This is a genomic window from Brevibacterium sp., from assembly GCF_052105255.1.
GTDB classification, from domain to species: Bacteria; Actinomycetota; Actinomycetes; order Actinomycetales; family Brevibacteriaceae; genus Brevibacterium; species Brevibacterium linens_B.
In genome coordinates this window covers 1-2595 of sequence record NZ_JBQDYQ010000127.1, presented here as the reverse complement: position 1 = coordinate 2595, position 2595 = coordinate 1, and the positions used below count along the sequence as shown (strand labels likewise).

The 2595-nt window shown below is 65.9% G+C and carries 3 protein-coding genes; all 3 read right to left on the bottom strand.

What is annotated here, in order from left to right; translation table 11 throughout:
• Window positions 1-7: 7 nt before the first annotated feature.
• Window positions 8-1087: a tRNA (adenosine(37)-N6)-threonylcarbamoyltransferase complex transferase subunit TsaD gene (tsaD, locus tag ACTIIH_RS16240; protein ID WP_441452854.1), complete on the bottom strand. Its 1080-nt coding sequence runs from the start codon at window positions 1085-1087 to the stop codon at window positions 8-10.
• Complete coding sequence (locus ACTIIH_RS16235; RefSeq protein ID WP_441452853.1) at window positions 1084-1659, bottom strand: hypothetical protein; 576 nt, start codon at window positions 1657-1659, stop codon at window positions 1084-1086. Before ACTIIH_RS16235 ends, tsaD begins: the two co-directional genes overlap by 4 nt.
• The coding region (locus tag ACTIIH_RS16230; RefSeq protein WP_441452852.1) for an aldo/keto reductase at window positions 1656-2595 on the bottom strand (940 nt) is incomplete at its 5' end. The genes ACTIIH_RS16230 and ACTIIH_RS16235, both read right to left, overlap by 4 nt.

Genomic DNA, 2595 nt, shown 5'->3' with positions numbered 1-2595 from the left:
TTCGTTCTCAGACGAGGACATGATCGACATCCAAAGAGGAGACGGCGGCGAAGGACAAGTCACTCGGTCCGATTCCGCGGGAGACGAGCTCCGCACCGAGTGCTGCGACCATGGCTCCATTGTCCGTGCACAGTGTCAAGGGCGGCACCCTCAGAGTCACGCCCGCCTCGGCGCAACGAGCCGAGAGCACTTCACGCAGGTGCGAGTTCGCGGCCACTCCCCCACCGAGGACGACATGGCTGATGCCGGTGTCGGCCGCAGCGAGCAGAGTCTTGGTCACGAGCACGTCGACGACGGCGTCTTCGAACCCGGCGGCGATATCGGCCACCCGCAGGTCCGCACCCAGAGTCTCGGCCTTCGTCACCTCACGCAGGGCTGCGGTCTTCAGCCCGGAGAACGAGAAGTTATACCGACGCTCGGGGTCGCGCAGGTCCTGCTTCTTCGCGAGTCCGCGTGGGAACTTCACTGCCTTCCGGTCGCCGGGGATCCCGGTGCCGTCGAGCAGGCCGAGAGCAGCCTTCGAGATGTTCGGGCCGCCGGGATAGTTGAGACCCAGCAGGCGCGCGGTCTTGTCGAAGGCCTCACCTGCGGCATCGTCGATGGTGGCGCCGAGGAGTTCGATGTCGTCGACGAGGTCGCCGATGCGCAGAATCTCGGTGTGCCCACCGGAAACGAGCAGGGCGATGGTCGGAGTGGTCAAACCGTCGACATCCTCGGCGACGAGGTCGACGGCCACGTGCGCGGCCAGATGGTTCACTCCGTAGAGCGGTTTGCCCAGCGCCGCGGCAAGCCCTTTGGCCGCGCCGACCCCGACCATCAGCGCGCCGGAGAGACCCGGTCCGGCGGTCACGGCGACGGCGTCGATATCGGTCAGCTCCACCTCGGCGGTCTCACAGGCAGAGGCGATGGCCGGGCCGATGGCCTGCACATGGGCACGGGAGGCGACTTCGGGCACGACCCCGCCGAAGCGAACGTGTTCGTCCATCGACGAGGACACGGTGTTCGTCAGCAGCGTGCGGCCGCGGACGATGCCGACCCCGGTTTCGTCGCACGAGGATTCGATGCCGAGGACGAGTGGGTCGCTCATGATTCGACCTCCGTGGCGTCGGCGGACTCCGCGACTTCGAGATCGAGGTCGGAGTAGACGGCCACGAGTTCCGGTTCGGTCACCTCGGCGATGTTTATACCGAGGGTGCGGGCGAACAGCCGCAGATGCGTATCCCACATCGGCCCCACCTCGGCGGCCTGACCGCGAGCGGTCTCGGCATCAGGAGCGGTATGGGTGAACACGAGCAGGGTCTCCTGACCGGTCTCGCCCTCGAACGGCAGCAGGCGGATGCCGAGCACTCCGAAGTCGTCGAGTTCGAGCAGCACGTGATCGAAGTCCTCACAGCTGAGGACAGATCCGTTCAGATCGATGTCCTCGAGCGCGAACGTGATCGGCCGGGCTGCGGATCCGTCCGAATCAGCTTCGTCAGCCGTATCGGACTCCTCTGCCCCGGTTTCCGCGCCGAGGCGGAACGGTGCGAACCAGGCCCGTGCACTCTCGGCATCGGTCAGTGCGTTCCACACTGTTTCGACGTCACGGGCCAGGAGCAGCTCGATGACGAGGTCTGTGCCGTTCTCCCAGGTGACCAGGCGCGGGCTGGTCCCACTCATGCTTCCACCCAGGCGCCGTCGAGGGCCGCCTTCTCATCAGGACTCAGCTGCATCTCCGTTCCGGCGAGCAGCTCGGTGAGCTGTTCGGGAACGCGCGCCGAGGCGATCGTCGAGGGGATGAAATCGTGAGTGAGCTGCCACGCGATGGCCGTGGCCGTCATCGTCGCACCGTGGTTGGCGGCGACATCATGAAGGGCTTCGAGGGCGCCGAGGGCTTTCTGGTCGTCGACGAAATCGGCCACACGGTCACCGCGGACGCTGCCGGTGGCGTCTCCGCCGGTGTGTTTGCCGGTGAGGAACCCCGACGCCAGCGAGTGGAACGGCAGTTCGGCGATGCCCTCAGCGCGCAGGTACGCCTGCTTCTGCGGATCGACGGCGGCACGGGAGACGAGGTTGAACCGGTCCTGGACGACCCGATAGCAGGCAAGCGAGAACTTCGTCGAGATCTTCCGGGCCTTCTGCAGACGTTCGAGGCTGAAGTTCGATGCTCCGAGGTAGCTGACCTTGCCAGAGCGGACGAGCGCGTCGAAGGTCTCGGCGACGGCGACCTGGTCGACGTCGTCATCGTCTCTGTGGGCGTAGTAGACGTCGATGTGGTCGGTGCCGAGTCGGCGCAGCGAGTCGTCGACGCAGTTGCGGATGTTCGCCGGGTCGAGGCCCTGGCCCTTCGGGTGCATGCCGACCTTGGTGGCGATGACCATGTCGTCGCGGTTGCCGCGCGCCATCATCCATTCGCCGATGATGGTCTCGGATTCTCCGCCCGAGTTCCCCTCGACCCAGGCCGAATACGCGTCCGCGGTGTCGATGAAGTTCCCGCCTGCCTCAACATACGCGTCGAGGACAGCGAAGCTCTGATCCCGATCCGCACCCCAGCCGAAGGGGTTGCCGCCCAACTGAAGAGGGTGGACGAAGAGATCGGTATCTGCCAATTGCACA